This window comes from Sphingomonas sp. PAMC 26617 (assembly GCF_000242835.1).
GTDB lineage: Bacteria > Pseudomonadota > Alphaproteobacteria > Sphingomonadales > Sphingomonadaceae > Sphingomonas.
Window position 1 is genome coordinate 3,862,999 of the sequence record NZ_JH594425.1, and the last position, 15,780, is coordinate 3,878,778.

Consider the following 15,780-nt stretch of genomic DNA (forward strand, 5'->3'; position numbering starts at 1 on the left):
GAAATCAGGATGCTTGGCTTACCAGACGCGAACGCGGTCAGCCGGCGCGAGGTACATCGTGTCGCCGGGCTTTGCGCCGAACGCCTTATACCAGTTGTCGACGTTGCGCACCTCGGCGGTGCGGAACGGACCCGGCGAATGCGGGTCGCTCAGCAATTGCGAGCGCAGCGCGGGCTCGCGGAACTTGATCCGCCACACCTGCGCGTACCCCAGGTAGAAACGCTGGTCGCCGGTCATCCCGCCGATCACCGGCGCGGGCTTGCCGTTCAGCGAGCGGTGATAGGCGTCATACGCGACCGCGAGGCCCGCGAGATCGGCCATGTTCTCGCCGAGCGTCAGGCCACCCTGGATATGCTGGCCGGGGATCGGCTCGTACGCGTCATATTGCTTGACGAGCTTGTCGGTCAGCGCGGTGAAGCGCTTGACGTCCTCGGGCGTCCACCATTCGGTCAGCTTGCCGGTCGAATCGAACTTGCGCCCCTGGTCGTCGAAATGGTGACTCAGCTCATGCCCGATCACGACGCCGATCCCGCCGTAATTGACCGCCGGGTCCGCCTTGGCGTCGAAGAACGGCGGCTGCAGGATCGCCGCCGGGAAGACGATCTCGTTCATCGTCGGATTGGCATAGGCGTTGATCGTCATCGGGGTCATGCCCCATTCGGTGCGATCGATCGGCCCGCCGAGCTTGTTGAGATCGCGCTGATATTCGAACGCATACGAAGCCGCGACATTGGTGACGAGGTCATCGCGGTTCACCTTGAGTGCGCTGTAGTCGCGCCACTTCGACGGATAACCGATCTTCGGCGTGAACGACGCGAGCTTCTGATGCGCCTTCACCTTGGTTTCGGGGGCCATCCACTCGAGCTTGTCGAGCCGCTGGCCCATCGCCGCGATGATGTTCTTGACCAGCTGGTCCGCCGCGTTCTTCGATTCGGGCGGGAAATATTGCGCGACATATTGCTGGCCGACATCCTCGCCGAGCGCCCCGCCGACGACCGCGACGCCCCGCTTCCAGCGCGGCTGCTGCTGCGGCGCGCCCGACAGGACGGTGCCGTAGAAGGCGAAATTCGCCTGGTCGAACTGCTTTGAGAGGAACGGGGCAAAGCTGCGCAGCAGCTTTAGTGTGAGATAGTCCTTGAGCACCGGCAGCGGAGTCGCCTGGAACAACTGTGCTTCGGCTGCGACCGCGCTCGGCTGGCCGACGATATAGGCGGGCTGCTGCGCGACGCCGAGCGCAGTCTGATATTCGCTCCAGGGGAAGCCCGGCGCCTTTGCCGCGAAGTCAGCAGCGGTCCACTTGTTATAGCGCTTGTCCGCGTCGCGCGACATGATCCGGGTCCAGTGGCCGGTCGCGATCTGCGTCTCGAAGGCGACGATCGCTGCGGCGCGCGTCTCGGCGTTGGGCTCGCCGATCATCCCGAGCATCTTGGCGAGATAGGCCTGATAGGCGGCCTTGGTCTCGACCAGCTTGGGGTCGGTCTTGAGATAATAATCGCGGTCGGGCAGGCCGAGGCCCGACTGGCCGGTGCTGACGATATAGTTGGTCGGTGCCTTGGCATCGAGGCTCACGCCGACCCCGAACATCCCGCCGACGCCAATGCGCTGGAGCTTCGCCATCTCGACCGCGAGCGCGGTCTTGTCCTTCGCCGCCTTGATCTCCGCGATCCATGGCTGGATCGGCTTGGCGCCCTTCGCCTCGATCGCGGCTTCGTCCATGTAGCTGGCGTACATGTCGCCGCTCTTGTTGCCGGGCGTCTTCATCGCGGTCTCGAGGATCCCGCGGGTCCGCTCGGTCGAAAGGTCCTGCAGCACGTTGAACATGCCGAACGACGCGCGATCCTCGGGGATCGGCGTGGTCTTCGCCCAGTTGCCCCCTGCATATTCGGCGAAATTGTCGCCCGGCTTGATGGACTTGTCCATGCCCGCGGTATCGAGGCCGAAGTCGCCGTAGGTCGGCTTGCCGGCGACGGCGGCGGTGGGAACCGGCTTGGCCCTGCTCGCGGCGGTCTGCGCGTAAGTCGCCCCGGCGATCGATACGGAGGCAAGCAAAGATACGACGAGATACGAACTACGCATGACAGGCCCTTCAAAAATCGCGACGAAGCCTGCGTGTTGTATCCAACCGATACGCCTAGTCAAATGGGTTAACAAAATTCCTGCGCAGCGTTCGCTGCCGCCATTTCCGCCCGATCCGGATTCGCCATACCAGCCCTGCCGCGACATAGCCGATCGCCGCGAGCACGGCGGACATCACGACCAGCCCGACGATCGTCGCCGGGCCGACCTGCGCGACCAGCGTGTGGAACCAGCTTGCATGCGCGGCGACGTTGCTGGCGATCGGACGGCCCGGGATCGTCCGGTCCCAGTGCAGGATCCAGCATCCGATGCGATAGGCGCTGAAATAGAGCGGCACGCTGGTCAGCGGGTTGTGTAACAGGGTCGTCGCCACCGCGACCGGCACGTTGGCGCGCACCGGCAGCGCCGAAAGCGCCGCCACCGGCGCATGGACGAACGGAAACAGGATCCCGCTCACCACCCCCAGCGCGACCCCGCGCGGGACCGAACGCCGCGTGAAGCGCCACAGTACGGGGTGCAGGATGCGATGCGCGACCGGTCGCAGGAAACGGTTGCGCTCGATCCCCTCGCGAGTCGGGATATGGCTCAGCGCAAAGCCCCAGGCGCGCGCCACGAAAGTCTTCGAGGCGGCGGCGTCAGCCACGGTCGCGCATCAACCGACCCTGTTCACGCTTCCAGTCGCGCTCCTTGATCGAATCGCGTTTGTCATGCGCCTTCTTGCCCTTGGCGAGCGCGAGCTCGATCTTGGCGCGCCCGGTCGAGTTGAAATAAATCATCAACGGGATCAGCGTCATCCCGTCGCGGTTGACCGCCCCGTGCATCTTGTTGATCTCGCGCGCGTGGAGCAGCAACTTGCGCGGCCGTTTCGGCTCATGGTTGAACCGGTTGCCGTGGCTGAATTCGGGTATGTTCGAATTGACCAGCCACACCGCGCCATCCTTGGCCTCGGCGTAGCTTTCGACGATCGACCCCTGCCCGGTGCGGAGCGATTTGACCTCGGTCCCGGTCAAGGCGATCCCCGCCTCGAACACCGACTCGATGGAATAATCGTACCGCGCGCGCCGGTTCTCGGCGACGATCTTGGTTTTTTCGAACGTTACAGGTTTGGGACGCGCCATAGGAGGGGCGATGTAGGACGTGCCGCGCGGATGCGAAAGCCCCGTGGCGTCGAGCCGTGATTCGATTGCGAAGGATCGAACCGGCGGACCCATCGTTACTGACATAAATGTTAAGGTCCGTGCCCCTACGCTATCGCGCCGGGGATCGATCTCGGATAGGATACGCCATGGCCCAGTTCGCGACGCACAACTTCCCGATCGACATCGACGCGGCCGACATCGACTTCATGGGGCACGTCAACAACGCGTCCTATCTGAAGTGGGTACAGGCAGCGGTCATCAGCCACTGGCAACGCTTTGCCCCCGCCGATGCGCTGGCGACGCACGCGTGGGTCGCGCTCAAGCACGAGATCACTTATCGCAAGCCGACCTTCCTCGACGACGAAGTCATTGCGACGGTTTTGCTCGAAAAGGTACAAGGCGCCCGCGCCTTCTACGAGACGGTCATCAAGCGCGGCGAAGAGGTTCTCGCCGAGGTGAAGTCGAGCTGGTGCTGCCTCGATATCGAGACGAAGCGGCCCGCGCGGCTGGCGCAGGGCGTGATCGACCGGTTCTTCGCGAAAGACTGAGTTTGCCGCCGCTTTCCCCCGCACCACCCCGGCGGAGGCCGGGGTCCAATCGCGGGATGGTCGGTTGCGGACACTGCGCTCCATGACGCAGGACCTCACTACTGGGCCCCGGCCTTCGCCGGGGTGGTGCTAGCCGGTCTGAGGCGCAGCCTCAAACCAGCCCTGCCCCCGCCAGCCCCGCATCCACCGCGCGCTGGCTTGCCTCGCTCGGCCACGTCATCGGCAAGCGCAGCGCCGTGGGGAACGACGGCCGCACCCGGTTGACCGCATATTTCACCGGCCCCGGCGATGCATCGGTAAACAACGCCACGTGGAGCGCGAACAGACGATCGTGCAGCGCCAGTGCAGCCGTATAATCTCCGTCCGCGCACGCCGCCTGAAACTCCGCGCACAACCGGGGCGCGACGTTCGCCGTCACCGAGATACACCCGACGCCCCCGGTCGCGTTGAACGCGAGCGCCATGTCGTCATTCCCCGACAATTGGACGAACCCCTCCGGACACACCGCCCGCTGTGCCGAGACGCGCTGGATCACGCCGGTCGCATCCTTGATTCCGATCACGCTCGGGAACGCCTGCGCGATCCGTCCCACCGTCTCGGCCGCAATGTCGGTCACCGTCCGCCCGGGGACGTTGTATAGCACGATCGGCAAATCGCAGCTGTTCGCCACTGCCTCGAAGTGGCGGAAGATGCCCTCCTGGTTGGGCCGGTTGTAATAGGGCGGGACCATCAGCGCGGCATCCGCGCCCGCCGCCTTGGCCGCCGCGATGTTATGGATCGCGACCCGCGTGTCGTTCGACCCTGCTCCCGCCAACACCGGAACCCGCCCGCGCGCCTGATCGACGCAGACTGCGACGATGTGGAAATGCTCGTCCGCGGTCAGCGTCGCCGCCTCGCCGGTCGTCCCGCATGGCACCAGCCCGGCGGAGCCTTCCGCGATCTGCCATTCGACGAAATCGCGGTACGCCGGCTCGTCGAAGGCGCCATCGGCGGCGAACGGCGTGACGAGCGCCGGGATCGATCCCGAAAACATGCTGTTATGCTCCTGCGCAACGGGCTGCCCGTCGCATTTCCTGTTTTTCGACGGGACAAATACGGACAGGAAGCATAGTCTGTCCACATGATTGCAACGCTGTTCAAATCGGGTTTCCTGCTGGCCGGTGTCTCCAGTCTGGCGGTGCCGGCGGATGCCGTGCAGGAACAGCTCGGCTGGGGCCGCGCGACGCAGATCCTGACCGGGGCCAATCCCGCGAACGTCGGCATTGCCTCGGCGATTTCCGAATGGAAGATGCTGCAGACGACCGGCTATGGCTTCGATCGCTATGCCGCATTCCTGATCGCGCATCCCGGCTGGCCGAACGAGATGGCGCTCCGCCGCTCGGCCGAGCGCGCGCTCGAGACGCCGGGCTGGTCGCCCGCCACCGCCGTCTCCTATTTCCGGCGCTTCCCGCCGCTGAGCGGCACCAGTCGAACCCGCTACGCCGAGGCACTCGCCGCGACCGGCGCGCGCGCCGATGCCAACGCCGCCGCGCGCGCCGCCTGGGTATCGGGCACGATCTCGCCGGTCGACGAGGCGAAGATCCAGGCGTTCTACCCCGGCGCGCTGAGCCAGGCGGACCAGGACGCGCGGATGGACATGCTGCTGTGGCAGGGCTCGACGCTCGCCGCACAGCGCCAGGTCATGCTGACCAGTCCGGCGCGGCGTCCGCTGTTCGAGGCGCGGCTCGCGTTCCGCACCAATGCGCCCGACACCTCCGACCGCGCCGCCACGACGCAGGCGCTGGGCGCGACCGATCCGGGCTGGCTCGCCGACCGCGCGAGCTGGTATCGCCTCAACGGCGCCTCCAACAGCGCACGCGGAACGCTCGCGCAACGCGCACCACTCGCGGTCGTCCCGGGCAGCGCCGAGCAATGGTTCGAAGTCCTGCTGACCAACGCACGCGCCGCCGCGAACGATGGCCAGACTGCCGTCGCCTATGACATCGCGCGCCGCGTCGACGACGCCTATCCCGCAGGCACCGACGTCAGCGCGCGCCCGTATGGCGAGCGCGACGATTATACGAGCCTCGTCTGGCTCGCCGGCCAGGCAGCGATGAAGCAGATGAACCGGCCCGCCGATGCCACCGGCCTGTTCCTGCGCTACGCCAATGCCTCCAAGACCCCGACGACGCAGTCGAAAGGCTTCTACTGGGCAGGCCGCGCCGCCGAAGCGGCGGGCAACCGCGCCGCGGCAATCGGCTATTACGCGCGCGCTGCGGGCTTCCGCGACATGTTCTACGGCCAGCTCGCGATCGAGCGTCTCGGCCAGACGCTGACCGCCCCCACCGCCCCTGCGCAACGCCCGGTCGACGCCGCCGCACGCAGCGCCTTCTACGCGCGCGAAACGGTGCGCGCGGCGCAATATCTCGGGACGACCGGCGCGTGGCTCGACCAGACCGCGTTCGTCCGCCAGATCGCGCTCGATGCCAAGACCGACAGCGACCACGTCCTCGCCGCCGAAGTCTCGCGCACGCTCGGTCGCCCCGATCTCGGCGTGATGGTCGGGCGTAGCGCGCTGCAGAACGGCCTCAGCGATTACACCACGGTCGGCTTCCCCAACGTGCGTGTTCCGGTCGCGAGCCAGGACGACTGGACGATGATCCACGCGATCGCCCGGCAGGAAAGCCAGTTCGACCGCGCCGCGATCAGCCACGCGGGTGCGCGCGGGTTGATGCAGCTGATGCCGGGCACCGCGCGCGAGACCGCGACCAAGCTCGGGCTTGCGTATGACGCCTCGGCGTTGATGACCGATACCGATTACAACATCATGGTCGGGTCGAGCTATTTCCGGAAGATCTTCGGCACCTTCGGCAGCTATCCGCTCGCGGTCGCGGCGTATAATGCGGGCCCGGGCAACGTGAACAAATGGCTCCGCGCGAACGGCGACCCCCGCATGGCGGGCGGCCCCGACATGATCGACTGGATCGAGGCGATCCCGATCTACGAAACCAAGAACTACGTCCAGCGTGTGCTCGAGAATGCGGTGGTGTACGACCTGATGAACCCGACCCGGTCGCGCTCGTCCGGGCCGAACCGGATCAGCTGGTATCTGGGCAAGCGCACCGCCGGCTGACGCGACGATGGACCGCCCGAACTACATCACGCCCGCAGGCTATGCTGTCCTGAGCGCGGAATATCAGCAATTGCTTGGCGAGGAGCGCCCCAAGCTGGTCGACGTCATTTCCTGGGCGGCGGGCAATGGCGATCGTTCGGAAAACGGCGACTATATCTACGGTCGCAAGCGGCTGCGCGAGATCGACCGGCGGCTCGGCTTCCTCGCGCGGCGGATGAAGGCCGCCAAGGTGGTCGACCCCGCCGCGCAGCCGGATCACGGTCGGGTCTGGTTCGGCGCGACCGTGACGATCGCCGACGAGGACGACGAACACCGCGTGCTGACGCTGGTCGGTGACGACGAGACCGATGCCGCCGCGGGCAAGATCGGGTGGAACGCCCCGATCGCGCGCGCGCTGCGCGGCGCGGCGGTTGGCGACGTCCGCCGCGTGACCCTGCCCGCGGGGGAGCGCGAGTATGAGGTGATGGCGATCGCCTACCCGGCAACGGATCGTTTCGTCTCCGACAATTGACGGTTGCCGCGGCGCGGCGCACCTCGCGGGTTCCACCATGACAGGACCTTGCCGATGCCGATCCCGACGCTCTGGTCCCCGCGCCTGTTGAGTTTGTTGCGTATCATCGTCGGACTGGGGTTCGTCCAGCATGGCTGCTCGAAGTTCTTCGGCATTCCTCCCTTCCCGATGCCGCTGACCCCGCTGTTCATGGTCGCGGGCGTGCTTGAGCTTGGCGGCGGTGCGCTGATCCTGCTCGGCCTGTTCACGCGACCGGTCGCATTCGTGCTGTCGGGCATGTCCGCGGTCGCGTACTTCATGGTCCACTTCCCGCAGAGTTTCTTCCCCGCGGCGAATGGCGGCGAAGCGGCGATGCTCTACTGCTTCGTCTTCCTTTACCTCGCCGCCGCCGGTCCGGGTCCGATCAGTCTGGATGCGCGCCGCAGCGCCTGATGGGCGCTGGCCTGCGACGAACGCAGGTTCGCAGGCCTTTCATGTTGATGCGCTGCAACCGGCGTCGCGCTACACCGCGACGGACTGCGCGGTTTGTGTGCGGGTCCAACGTAACCAGTGAGTGATGCCGATGCAGCGCGTGTTCGTAAGCGGAAAGGTCCAGCGGACCGGCTATCGGGATTGGGTCGTCCGGCGCGCGCAGGAACTGGGCGTGATCGGCTGGGTCCGCAACCGCACCGATGGTCGCGTCGAACTGCTCGCAGCGGGGGATGAGGGTGCGGTCGCCCGGCTGATCGAGCTGTGCCGCCAGGGGCCGGACACAGCCCGCGTCGACCATGTCGAGGCGCAGCCCGACAGCGAGCGCGCGCCCAAGGGGTTCACCAAGCGCTTCACCGTCTGATTGCTCCGCTGCGCGCGCATGCTATGTTGACGACATGACCGCGCAGGATGCCCTCGCCCGCCCCTTCACCCCGAAACTGACGGTCGGCGATTACCTGTTGCTCGACCGGTCGGGTGCGTTCGATGCCTATGCAAAGACGGAGCTGATCGATGGCGCGGTGATCGCGGTGAATGCGCAGTTCAGCGAGCATTTCACGGTCAAGGTCAAGCTGCTGCTTGAACTCGTTGACGCGTGCAAGAGGCTGGGCACCGGGTTGCAGGCATGGTCCGAGGGGTCGATTGCGATGCCACCGCATTCCGTCCCTGAGCCGGACGTATTCGTGACGACGGTCGAGCCGGTCCGCGGGCCGGTCGCCGTTGAGACGGTCGCGTTGATCGTCGACGTTGCCACCACCTCGCTGAGCGACGATCTGGGCGCCATGCTGCGGGTTTATGCGCAGGCGGGGGTGCCCGAATATTAGGTGGCCGACGTCAAAGCCCGAGTCATCCACCAGATGTGGGCACCGACCGGCTTGGCCTACGCCGAGCGACGGGCGATTGCGTTCGGGGATGCAGTCCAGTCGCAGACGATCGACGGTTTCGCAGTAGAGACCTCCGCGCTGTAAGTCCGACAGCTACCGTCGACCAAGCATCGCGGGTCTGTGCTTTCCTCGAAGTTCGTTCCTAGGCGAAGGCCGGGGCCCAGTCGCGAGACGGTAGAAGGCGGGCGGATACGCCTCGTTGCCTTGACCGTCTCGACTGGCCCCCGGCCTCCGCCGGGAATGCAGGTCGGTCAGCTCAGCGCGTGAGCTTCTTGTACGCCAGTCGTGTCGGACGATCCGCCGCATCACCCAGGCGACGCCGCTTGTCTTCCTCATACGATTCGAAGTTCCCCTCGAACCACTCGACATGGCTGTCACCCTCGAACGCGAGGATGTGCGTCGCAAGGCGATCGAGGAAGAAGCGGTCATGGCTGATCACCACCGCGCAACCCGCGAACGACTCCAGCGCCTCTTCCAGGGCACGCAGCGTCTCGACGTCGAGATCGTTGGTCGGCTCGTCGAGTAGGAGGACGTTGCCACCCTCCTTGAGCATCTTGGCGAGATGGACGCGGTTGCGCTCACCGCCCGACAGCTGGCCGACCTTCTTCTGCTGGTCCTGGCCCTTGAAGTTGAACGCGCCGACATAGGCCCGCGTGCCCAGCTCCTGCTTGCCGAAACGGAAGATCTCGAGCTTGTCCGAGATTTCCTCCCAGACGTTGTTGTTCGGGTCGAGATCGTCGCGCGACTGGTCGACGTACCCGAGCTTGACCGTCTGCCCGACTTCGATCGAGCCGACGTCCGGGGTTTCCTGTCCGGTGATCAGCTTGAACAGCGTCGACTTGCCCGCGCCGTTCGGCCCGATGACGCCGACGATCCCGCCCGGGGGCAGCACGAAGTCGAGGTTCTCGAACAGCAGCTTGTCGCCGTACGACTTGGTCAGGCCCTTCGCCTCGATCACCTTGCCGCCGAGACGCTCGGGCAGCTGGATGAGGATCTGCGCCTTACCGATCGAGCGATTCTCCTGCTTTTCCATCAGCTCGTCGAACGCGCGAATACGCGCCTTGGACTTGGTCTGGCGCGCCTTCGGGGTCTGCCGCATCCACGCCAGCTCGTCGGCGATCGCCTTGGCCTTGCCCTGCTCCTCGCGATCTTCTTGCTCGAGCCGCTTGACCTTCTTTTCCAGATAGCCGGAATAGTTGGATTCGTAGGTGTAATAGCGCCCGCGATCGAGCTCGAGCACCCAGTTGACGACGTTATCCAGGAAGTAGCGGTCATGCGTCACGAGGATGACGTTGCCGGTATATTCCTTGAGGTAATTTTCGAGCCACGCGACGCTTTCGGCATCGAGATGGTTGGTCGGCTCGTCGAGCAGCAGGATACCCGGCTTTTCGAGCAACAGCTTGCAGAGCGCGACGCGACGCTTCTCGCCACCCGACAGGTTGGTGACCGAGCTGTCGCCCGGCGGGCAGCGCAGCGCTTCCATCGCCTGCTCGAGCTGGCTGTCGAGCGCCCAGCCGTCGGCGGCGTCGATCTTGGTCTGGAGATCGCCCATCTCCTCCATCAGCGCGTCGAAATCGGTGTCGTCCTGCGGATCGCCCATTTCGGCGGAGATCGCATTGAACCGTTCAACCATCAAAGCGACGGGCCCGGCGCCCATCTTGACGTTCTCGATCACGGTCTTGGTCGGGTCGAGCTGCGGCTCCTGCGGCAGATAGCCGACCTTGATCCCGTCGGCAGCCCAGGCTTCCCCGGTGAAGTCCGGGTCGATCCCGCCCATGATCTTCATCAGCGTGGACTTGCCCGAGCCGTTCGGCCCGATGATCGCGATCTTCGCGTCGGGCAGGAACTGCAGGTGGATGTTGTTGAGCACCGGCTTGGGCGCACCGGGGAAGGTCTTGGACAGGCCCTTCATCACATAGCTGTACTGCACGGCCATAGCCGATGATGCTCCGTTCACATGAGGCTGGAAATATAGACTTCATGTAGCGAGCATGCGGTGGATTGGCAACGTGGCCGCCGGTGGATACGATGACGGCTCGACGCGGGGGGCGTCACGAACCGGACCTGAGATCCGCGCGCGTCCTGTCCCCTGCACGCACCTTCGCCGCCGACCCCGTCGGCCCGGCAAACGCCCGCCTTTCAAGGCCAGACTTTCCAGGCCAAACTTTCAAGGAGTGTCCCTGCATGACCATCCGTTCGCTGTTTCTCGCGTCGACGTTGCTGGCCACCCTTTCCGTCCCCGCGATGGCGCAGCGTGCGATGCCCACGGCAGTCGCGCCCGACGCAGGCGTCGCTTCGATCCGCGACAAGGCGCTGCAGGACGACGTCGCCTATGACATCGTCTCGGGCCTGACGACCGAGATCGGCCCGCGCCCGGACGGCTCCCCCGCCGAGGAACGCGCACGGCAGTGGGCGGTCATCAAGCTCAAGGGGCTCGGCTTCCAGAACGTGCGGATCGAACGCTATGAGCTCAAGAACGTCTGGGTTCGCGGCACCGAGACCGCCGAAGTCATCGCCCCCTTCCCGCAGCCGCTGCGGCTGACCGCGCTCGGCAATTCCGGCGCGACCCCGGCCAAGGGGCTGACGCTCCCGGTCGTCTATTTCCCGAGCTTCAACGATCTGCTGCTTGTCCCCGCGGGCAGCCTGAAGGGCAAGATCGCGTTCGTCTCGAACAGCATGCAACCGACGCAGGACGGGTCGAGCTACGGCAGCCAGGGCGGCGCACGCTTCCTCGGCCCGAACGTCGCCGCGACCAAGGGCGCCGCGGCGATCGTGATCCGCTCGATCGGCACCGATCACGGCCGCGGGCCGCACGCGGGGACGACCAACTTCGCGCCGGGCGTCACGCCGATCCCCGCCGCCGCGCTGTCGGTCGCGGATGCGGAGAACCTCGAACGCATGTTCAAGACCGGCAAGCCGGTCTCGCTCCACCTCACTTTAACGCCGACCGTCGTCCCCAGCCGGACCTCGGGCAACGTCGTCGCCGAAGTCCCCGGCTCGGATCCGTCGGCGGGCATCGTGCTCATCGGCGGCCACCTCGACAGTTGGGATCTCGGCACCGGCGCGATCGACGATGGCGCGGGCGTCGCGATCACCGCCGCCGCGGCCAAGCACATCATGGCGGCAGGCACGCCGCGCCGCACGATCCGCGTGGTGTGGTTCGGCGACGAGGAGACCGGCGGTTTCGGTGGCGAGGCCTATGCCAAGGCGCATGCGACCGAGCAGCACACGATCGCGTCCGAATCCGATTTCGGCGCGGACCGCGTCTGGCGCTTCAACGCCAACCTCCCCGATTCCGCCAAGCCGGTGGTCGACCGCCTTGCCGTCGCGCTCGCGCCGATCGGCGTGGTGCGTGGTGCGGACAAGGCGCACGGCGGGACCGACGTCGAGCCGACGCTCGCGCTTGGCGGCGGCGGGATCGACCTCAACCAGTCGGGCCTGCGCTACTTCAATTTCCACCACACGCCCGAGGATACGCTCGACCTGATCGACCCGGCGCAGCTTCGTCAGAACGTCGCGGCGTGGGCGACGATGCTCGCGGTCGTCGCCAATGCGCCCGAAACGATCGGGCCGGTCGGTGCCACAAAGTGACATCGGCTCGTCGCAAATATGGCTGAAACGTGGCGAAATGGTAACCGAATCGGTGATTGTCGATTGACGCACCGCAGCGAGCCGTTATGCCACCGGTCTTCGCGGCGGCACCTGTCACCGTGAAATGCCTTATTTGCTTGGGAGCAATTGCATGAAGAAGACCGCCCTTGTTCTCGTCGCCGCCGGCCTGGTTTCGCTCGCCGCGTGCAACAAGAACCCAGAAGCTGCTGCGATCGAGAACAATGCTGACATGGTCGCTGACGCGGTCGACAACAATGCAGCGATGATCGACGACATGGCGTCGAACACCTCGAACGCTACGGCTTCGGCAGTGTTGGACAACAAGGCTGACCAGCTCCACGACCAGGCTGACAACATCCGCGCCGACGGCGACGCCAAGGCTGACAACGTCCAGTAAGGACGTTGCGCCGGGCCATCGCTCGGACGCTGAAAGAAGGGCGCTACCGCATCGCGGTGGCGCCCTTTTTCGTGGTCGGGTGCAGTGAAGGTTGACGGCCCCACCCCCACCGTTCGTTTCGAGCGAAGTCGAGAAACCCGGCACACCGCAGGTTTCTCGACTTCGCTCGAAACGAACGGGCAGAAGGGGCGAGCCTTCTACCCCGCCGGCATCCGCGCCATCATCGCATCGAGCGTCGCCAGCCGCAGCGCGATTCCCGCACGATACGGTGCGTTCTGCGGGCTCAGCGCCAACGCCCGCGCCCAATACCGCCGGCCGTTGCGGAAGTCTCCCGACTGTACGTAGGCCAGCCCTTCGAAGAACGGCGGCGCGGGATGTTCGGGCGCAAGCCGGGTCGCTTGATCGAATGCGAGCTTGGCAGCGGGCGACACCACGCCCCCGTCATGCTGCGCGAGCGCGGTGCCGAGCCCGGTCCACAGCGTCAGGCTGCGCGGGTAGGCGTTCGCGCCCATCAACACGATACGGGTCCCGCTGTCGCGACTGCCGCTGCGCATGAGCGCGTCGGACGCGATGAGATACGCGCCGTCGCCACTGAACCGCCCCAGCATCTGGTCGCGCAACTCGGTAACCTGTGGGTAGACCGCGACCGGGTCCCGATCCGGACGCACCGGATGCCCGCCAAGCCCGGCATGCTCCTGCGCCGCATAGCCCGCCGCGCCGAGCATCAACGCGGCCCCCACCATCGTCCACAGCGAGCGCGCGACCCCGCCGAGCCACAGGCTCGCCGCCGCGACCCCGCCGAGCAACACCATCATCATCCAACCGCTCACGCGCGGCTACCAAAGGCTCTATCCATCGCCCGACCATGCGCGCGAACCGGAAGCCGGGCAACCGCAAGCACGGCTCGCGCGTTTCTCGACAAACCCCTCCCGCAGGACTTTTTCATGAAGAAACTCATTGCGTTCGATCTTGATGGCACGTTGGCGGAGAGCAAGCAGCGGATCGGCGATCCGATGGCCGCGCTGTTGGCGCAGTTGCTCGAGGTCGCGCACGTCGCAGTCATCTCGGGCGGCGACTGGCCGCAGTTCGAGACACAGGTCGTCGCAGCCCTGCCCGCAGGCACGCAGCGCGAGAAGCTGTTCATCATGCCGACCACGGGCACCAAGCTGTACCGGTTCGAGCAGGATGCGTGGACGCAAATCTACGCCGATGTGTTCGCCCCCGACGAGCGCGATCACATCCTGCAGGCGCTCGACACGGCGACGCAGGAAGCCGGGTTCGCGGACGAGACGATCTGGGGCGAGCGGGTCGAGGATCGCGGGAGCCAGATCACCTTCTCGGGACTGGGACAGGAAGCGCCGCTCGACGCCAAAAAGGCATGGGACCCGGACTTCGCCAAGCGCAAGGCGATGCAGGTGATCCTGCGCAAGGCGCTGCCCGATCTGTCGGTCAACATCGGCGGGTCGACCTCGCTGGATGTCACGCACAAGGACATCGACAAGGCGTATGCAATGCGAAAGCTCACCGACGCGTCCGGGATCGCGACCGAGGACATGCTGTTCCTCGGCGACGCGATCTATCCCGGCGGCAATGACGATGCGGTGCGCGCGGCGGGGATGGACACGGTCGCGGTGCGCGACGTCGAAGACACGATGACCGCGATACGCGCGATCATCGCGTGTCTGAAGTAGCCACTCGCCACCAGCCTACTTCCCCGGCGGAGGCCGGGGCCCAGTAGCGACGGTCGATGCAACGAAGCGGAACGCCCGGAAAATCTACCGTTTCGCTCTTGGGCCCCGGCCTTCGCCGGGGAAGCAAATCAGAATATACGCTTACCCACGCCCGATCAGCTTGCGCGCCATCGCATCCGCAACGTCGGACGCCGGCGCGCCCGAACGATCGCTCTCGTCCCAGATCGCGACGAGCCGCTCGGGGATCCGCGCAATGCGCGTCTCGACTTCGGCCTGGTCGCCGCGTCCGAGATATTCGAGCGCGACGTTGATGATCCCGCCCGCGTTGATGACATAATCCGGCGCGTAGAGGATGCCACGCTCCTGCAAAGTCGTGCCTTCGGCTTGCGTCAACAGCTGGTTGTTCGCGCCGCCCGCGATGATCTTGGTCTGCAACGCGTCGATCGACTGCGGCGTCAGGATCGCGCCGAGCGCGTTCGGGCTGACGATGTCCGCCTTGGTCGACAGGATCGCATCCGCCGAAACCGTCTCGCCGCCGAGTTCCTCCGCCAGCGCCTTCGCGCGGTCGGCGTTGACGTCGGCGAGCGTCAGCTTCGCGCCGTCCTTGGCGAGCAGCCGGGCAAGCCCGCCACCGACACTGCCGACACCCTGGATCGCGACGTGCACGCCGCGCATGTCATCCGCCCCGAGGCCGCGCTTTGCCGCTGCCTTGACGCCGAGATACACGCCCATCGCGGTATATGGCCCGGGATCGCCACCCGCGCTGCCCGCCGCGACCGGAAGCCCGGAGACGTGCTTGGTGACAGTCGCGATCGTCTTCATGCTCGCTTCGGACATGCCGACATCTTCCGCCGTCACATACCGCCCACCAAGCGACTCGACCGCACGGCCGAACGCCTCGAGCTGTGCCTGGCTGATCGTGTCGCCGGGGTTGGCCGCGAGGACGACGCCCTTGCCGCCGCCCATCGGCAGGTCGGCCATCGCGTTCTTGAAGCTCATCCCGCGCGACAGACGCAGCGCATCGGTAATGGCGCGATCATGATCGGCGTAATGCCAGAAGCGAACTCCGCCCGCTGCCGGCCCGAGCGCCGTCGAGTGAACCGCGATGACTGCCCGCAGGCCGCTGGCCGGATCGGTGAAGAGATGGACGCCTTCATGGTCGTCGAAATCGGGGAAGCCCCAGCCGGTGGTCAAAGCGAATTCCTGGCTGCTAGAAAGAATGGGGCGACCGACGGGACTTGAACCCGCAACATCCGGCATCACAAGCCGACGCTCTAACCAATTGAACTACGATCGCCGCAGAGTGGGCGCTCCTAGCGGGAGCAGGGCCCCACCGTCAAGA

Annotated in this window: 17 protein-coding genes and 1 tRNA gene; 10 read left to right on the forward strand and 8 right to left on the reverse strand. The window is 66.0% G+C overall.

Annotation, left to right across the window (positions count from 1 at the left end; all coding sequences use genetic code 11):
- Window positions 1-18: 18 nt before the first annotated feature.
- Genes RH91_RS17065 through smpB form a run of 3 tightly spaced genes read right to left on the reverse strand, consistent with a single transcriptional unit; the run spans window position 19 to window position 3,194 of the window.
- Window positions 19-2,076 carry a M13 family metallopeptidase gene (locus RH91_RS17065; protein ID WP_029624027.1) on the reverse strand — a complete coding sequence of 686 codons (2,058 nt, stop codon included), beginning with the start codon at window positions 2,074-2,076 and terminating at the stop codon, window positions 19-21.
- A gap of 55 nt (window positions 2,077-2,131) precedes the next feature.
- Complete coding sequence (locus tag RH91_RS17070) at window positions 2,132-2,719, reverse strand: DUF2062 domain-containing protein (RefSeq protein ID WP_010164251.1); 588 nt, start codon at window positions 2,717-2,719, stop codon at window positions 2,132-2,134.
- A complete protein-coding gene (gene smpB / locus RH91_RS17075; protein ID WP_010164253.1) occupies window positions 2,712-3,194 on the reverse strand; it encodes an SsrA-binding protein SmpB in 483 nt (160 codons plus the stop codon). Before smpB ends, RH91_RS17070 begins: the two co-directional genes overlap by 8 nt.
- A gap of 167 nt (window positions 3,195-3,361) precedes the next feature.
- Here smpB and RH91_RS17080 point away from each other — a divergent pair, with 167 nt between their 5' ends.
- Window positions 3,362-3,763, forward strand: a complete 402-nt coding sequence (locus RH91_RS17080; RefSeq protein ID WP_010164255.1) for an acyl-CoA thioesterase — start codon at window positions 3,362-3,364, stop codon at window positions 3,761-3,763.
- Between the two features lie 151 nt (window positions 3,764-3,914).
- On the opposite strand, the gene dapA is transcribed toward RH91_RS17080, so the two are convergent.
- The gene (dapA, locus tag RH91_RS17085) at window positions 3,915-4,796 is read right to left on the reverse strand and encodes a 4-hydroxy-tetrahydrodipicolinate synthase (protein WP_010164257.1); all 882 of its coding nucleotides are present in this window, start codon (window positions 4,794-4,796) and stop codon (window positions 3,915-3,917) included.
- Between the two features lie 87 nt (window positions 4,797-4,883).
- Here dapA and RH91_RS17090 point away from each other — a divergent pair, with 87 nt between their 5' ends.
- The 6 genes from RH91_RS17090 to RH91_RS22575 all read left to right on the forward strand — a co-directional run bounded on the left by RH91_RS17090 (window position 4,884) and on the right by RH91_RS22575 (window position 8,822).
- The gene (locus RH91_RS17090) at window positions 4,884-6,875 is read left to right on the forward strand and encodes a lytic transglycosylase domain-containing protein (protein ID WP_010164258.1); all 1,992 of its coding nucleotides are present in this window, start codon (window positions 4,884-4,886) and stop codon (window positions 6,873-6,875) included.
- A 7-nt stretch (window positions 6,876-6,882) separates the two neighbouring features.
- Window positions 6,883-7,386, forward strand: a complete 504-nt coding sequence (gene greB / locus RH91_RS17095; RefSeq protein WP_010164259.1) for a transcription elongation factor GreB — start codon at window positions 6,883-6,885, stop codon at window positions 7,384-7,386.
- A 96-nt stretch (window positions 7,387-7,482) separates the two neighbouring features.
- On the forward strand, window positions 7,483-7,818 hold the full coding sequence (locus RH91_RS17100; RefSeq protein ID WP_442852548.1) for a DoxX family protein: 336 nt from the start codon (window positions 7,483-7,485) through the stop codon (window positions 7,816-7,818).
- 124 nt (window positions 7,819-7,942) lie between these two features.
- Window positions 7,943-8,218 (forward strand): acylphosphatase, encoded by a 276-nt coding sequence (locus RH91_RS17105; protein ID WP_029624028.1) that lies wholly within the window; start codon window positions 7,943-7,945, stop codon window positions 8,216-8,218.
- A gap of 34 nt (window positions 8,219-8,252) precedes the next feature.
- A complete protein-coding gene (locus RH91_RS21275) occupies window positions 8,253-8,678 on the forward strand; it encodes a Uma2 family endonuclease (protein WP_010164264.1) in 426 nt (141 codons plus the stop codon).
- Window positions 8,679-8,822 (forward strand): hypothetical protein, encoded by a 144-nt coding sequence (locus RH91_RS22575; protein ID WP_157136962.1) that lies wholly within the window; start codon window positions 8,679-8,681, stop codon window positions 8,820-8,822.
- A gap of 172 nt (window positions 8,823-8,994) precedes the next feature.
- On the opposite strand, the gene ettA is transcribed toward RH91_RS22575, so the two are convergent.
- Entirely contained in the window at window positions 8,995-10,674 is a 1,680-nt protein-coding gene (gene ettA / locus RH91_RS17115) for an energy-dependent translational throttle protein EttA (protein WP_010164266.1), read from the reverse strand.
- A gap of 248 nt (window positions 10,675-10,922) precedes the next feature.
- Here ettA and RH91_RS17120 point away from each other — a divergent pair, with 248 nt between their 5' ends.
- Both RH91_RS17120 and RH91_RS17125 read left to right on the forward strand, forming a co-directional pair.
- Window positions 10,923-12,329, forward strand: coding sequence for a M20/M25/M40 family metallo-hydrolase (locus RH91_RS17120; RefSeq protein ID WP_010164267.1), 1,407 nt, complete (start codon window positions 10,923-10,925; stop codon window positions 12,327-12,329).
- A 151-nt stretch (window positions 12,330-12,480) separates the two neighbouring features.
- Window positions 12,481-12,747, forward strand: coding sequence for a hypothetical protein (locus tag RH91_RS17125; RefSeq protein ID WP_010164268.1), 267 nt, complete (start codon window positions 12,481-12,483; stop codon window positions 12,745-12,747).
- Between the two features lie 197 nt (window positions 12,748-12,944).
- Here the strand turns inward: RH91_RS17125 and RH91_RS17130 are convergent, their stop codons facing one another.
- Entirely contained in the window at window positions 12,945-13,577 is a 633-nt protein-coding gene (locus RH91_RS17130; RefSeq protein WP_029624029.1) for a tetratricopeptide repeat protein, read from the reverse strand.
- Between the two features lie 114 nt (window positions 13,578-13,691).
- Here RH91_RS17130 and RH91_RS17135 point away from each other — a divergent pair, with 114 nt between their 5' ends.
- Window positions 13,692-14,438 (forward strand): HAD-IIB family hydrolase, encoded by a 747-nt coding sequence (locus RH91_RS17135; protein ID WP_010164270.1) that lies wholly within the window; start codon window positions 13,692-13,694, stop codon window positions 14,436-14,438.
- A 141-nt stretch (window positions 14,439-14,579) separates the two neighbouring features.
- Here RH91_RS17135 and RH91_RS17140 read toward each other — a convergent pair whose 3' ends face one another.
- Together RH91_RS17140 and RH91_RS17145 are read right to left on the reverse strand one after the other, a co-directional pair.
- The gene (locus RH91_RS17140) at window positions 14,580-15,632 is read right to left on the reverse strand and encodes a Leu/Phe/Val dehydrogenase (protein ID WP_010164271.1); all 1,053 of its coding nucleotides are present in this window, start codon (window positions 15,630-15,632) and stop codon (window positions 14,580-14,582) included.
- Between the two features lie 26 nt (window positions 15,633-15,658).
- Window positions 15,659-15,735, reverse strand: a tRNA-His gene (locus RH91_RS17145).
- Window positions 15,736-15,780: the final 45 nt, after the last annotated feature.

Bases quoted from the DNA above. Each gene is read 5' to 3' on its own strand.
- RH91_RS17065 (WP_029624027.1), bottom strand. From the start codon at position 2,076: ATGCGTAGTTCGTATCTCGTCGTATCTTTGCTTGCCTCCGTATCGATC.
- smpB (WP_010164253.1), bottom strand. From the start codon at position 3,194: ATGGCGCGTCCCAAACCTGTAACGTTCGAAAAAACCAAGATCGTCGCC.
- RH91_RS17080 (WP_010164255.1), top strand. From the start codon at position 3,362: ATGGCCCAGTTCGCGACGCACAACTTCCCGATCGACATCGACGCGGCC.
- dapA (WP_010164257.1), bottom strand. From the start codon at position 4,796: ATGTTTTCGGGATCGATCCCGGCGCTCGTCACGCCGTTCGCCGCCGAT.
- RH91_RS17090 (WP_010164258.1), top strand. From the start codon at position 4,884: ATGATTGCAACGCTGTTCAAATCGGGTTTCCTGCTGGCCGGTGTCTCC.
- greB (WP_010164259.1), top strand. From the start codon at position 6,883: ATGGACCGCCCGAACTACATCACGCCCGCAGGCTATGCTGTCCTGAGC.
- RH91_RS17105 (WP_029624028.1), top strand. From the start codon at position 7,943: ATGCCGATGCAGCGCGTGTTCGTAAGCGGAAAGGTCCAGCGGACCGGC.
- RH91_RS21275 (WP_010164264.1), top strand. From the start codon at position 8,253: ATGACCGCGCAGGATGCCCTCGCCCGCCCCTTCACCCCGAAACTGACG.
- ettA (WP_010164266.1), bottom strand. From the start codon at position 10,674: ATGGCCGTGCAGTACAGCTATGTGATGAAGGGCCTGTCCAAGACCTTC.
- RH91_RS17120 (WP_010164267.1), top strand. From the start codon at position 10,923: ATGACCATCCGTTCGCTGTTTCTCGCGTCGACGTTGCTGGCCACCCTT.
- RH91_RS17125 (WP_010164268.1), top strand. From the start codon at position 12,481: ATGAAGAAGACCGCCCTTGTTCTCGTCGCCGCCGGCCTGGTTTCGCTC.
- RH91_RS17135 (WP_010164270.1), top strand. From the start codon at position 13,692: ATGAAGAAACTCATTGCGTTCGATCTTGATGGCACGTTGGCGGAGAGC.